This window comes from bacterium (assembly GCA_030655055.1).
Classification (GTDB): domain Bacteria; phylum Edwardsbacteria; class AC1; order AC1; family EtOH8; genus UBA5202.
Genome location: JAURWH010000108.1, coordinates 1 through 1,654 on the forward strand (window position 1 = coordinate 1; position 1,654 = coordinate 1,654).

2 protein-coding genes are annotated in these 1,654 nt (G+C 51.6%); both read right to left on the reverse strand.

The features are described from left to right. Positions 1–577, reverse strand: a 577-nt coding sequence (locus Q7U71_04885) for a GAF domain-containing protein (protein ID MDO9391094.1), incomplete at its 3' end; no start/stop codon positions are given. Positions 578–597: 20 nt separating this feature from the next. Then, positions 598–1,599 (reverse strand): carboxypeptidase-like regulatory domain-containing protein, encoded by a 1,002-nt coding sequence (locus Q7U71_04890; GenBank protein ID MDO9391095.1) that lies wholly within the window; start codon positions 1,597–1,599, stop codon positions 598–600. Positions 1,600–1,654: the final 55 nt, after the last annotated feature.

Consider the following 1,654-nt stretch of genomic DNA (forward strand, 5'->3'; position numbering starts at 1 on the left):
CGAAACGGTACTGGCGGCTGATCTCCTCTTTAAGTATCAGGTTCTCCTGCCTGAGCCGGGCCTGAAGCCTGGCATTCTCGATGGAGATGGCCGCCATGTTGGCAAAGGCCGCCAGGAATACCTTGTCGCGCTCGGTGAAAACGTTCCTGGTGGTGCGGCTGTCCACATAGATCAGGCCGATGGTCTGGTCCTGCTTTTTCAGGGGGACGCAGATTATGGAGAGGATGTTATAAAGCATCACGCTCTCCGAGCCGGAGAAACGGGGATCGGTCTTGGCGTCAGAGGTCAGGGTACCTTCCCCGCTTTCCAGCACCTGGGTCAGGATGGTCTGGGATATCTCGTCGGGGTTTTCTATGGGCCGGCGCTGGAAGTTGCGGGCCACCTTCACCACCAGCTCACCCGAAGGCTGTTCCTTTATCATCAGCAGGCCCCGCTCGGCCTTGGTGGTGGATATCACCAGGTCCATCACCCGATTGAACAGCTCCTCCGGTTCCTGGATGGAGTTGATCACCTGGCTGATGTCATAAAGGGCCAGCATCCCTTCTTTGTCGACTTGTTTTAATTCCTCGGTAGACATTTTATTTTTATCTGATTTTATTATGGAATGATAAAAGTTGCTTCGGAAGCGGCAGTATTCCCGTCATTGTCAGTGGTTCTTACTAACCAGGTATAACCGCCGGAAATAAGAGTGGCATTGCAGTTAACGCTGGAGACACTGGCTGTGCCCAAGGACCATTTTAACTGGGTGCCTTGCCATATCTCAACTGTGATATCCACCACGCTGGCTACAGCGTTGTTCCAACTTAACTTACCTGGCAAAGTCAATGCCGCTCCGTTGTTAGGTATAAGGTTTGTCGGAACAGAGCTGAACAATGGAACAGTTGCCTGCAATGGAGCCAGATCTTCGCTTGGTTCCATTAAAAAAGAAACCGGCTCCCCTATGATCCAGGTTTCAGAATCGGGCGTGGCCACATAAATAAGGGCCAGGCTCAGATCCCAGATATACGCTATGCTGAAAGAATCCACCGGGCTTGGCGTAGCTGGATAATTATTATTATTGACCGAGGCATACAGATTATACGCCGCCAAATTAGATTGTCCATCCGGATGGGTGCCAAGACATTCCAATTTCAAGCCTCTGTCAAAAGTACCATTTTCATGGGCGATTTTATAAGTATTTACCTTGGGCAGTGAAAGGTATGGTTTCCCGGCCAGGATGAAATCTTTCTCCAGTTTCCCGTCGGCAGGAACATCTATCGTATCTGATGCATCCCGGTATAGGGGATGGCTGACCGTCAGCACGTATCTTTCCCCTCCGGTAAGATCCAGGCTGTAGGCGCCCTGGGCATCGCAAACGGTATTGATGTTGACCGGCCGGGCCGTGACCACCGCTCCTGGCACCGCAGAAGCTTTGGAACTGCGGACCGTGCCCCAGACCCCCCGGCCGTTGACCGGGTCTAGCGGGTTATCGCGTTTGGCATCCGGCCCGCAGCCCAGAACGGCCAGCAGACCAAAGACCAAAAGTACTATGAAAGATTTTGTATTATTCATTGATGGGATCAATCGGTAAGTATAATATCCAGTGCGCTGTAAAACCAAAAAGAGACCGCCAGGTTTATTCCAAAATTCCGGGTTTTGTACCAGGCGTTATAAG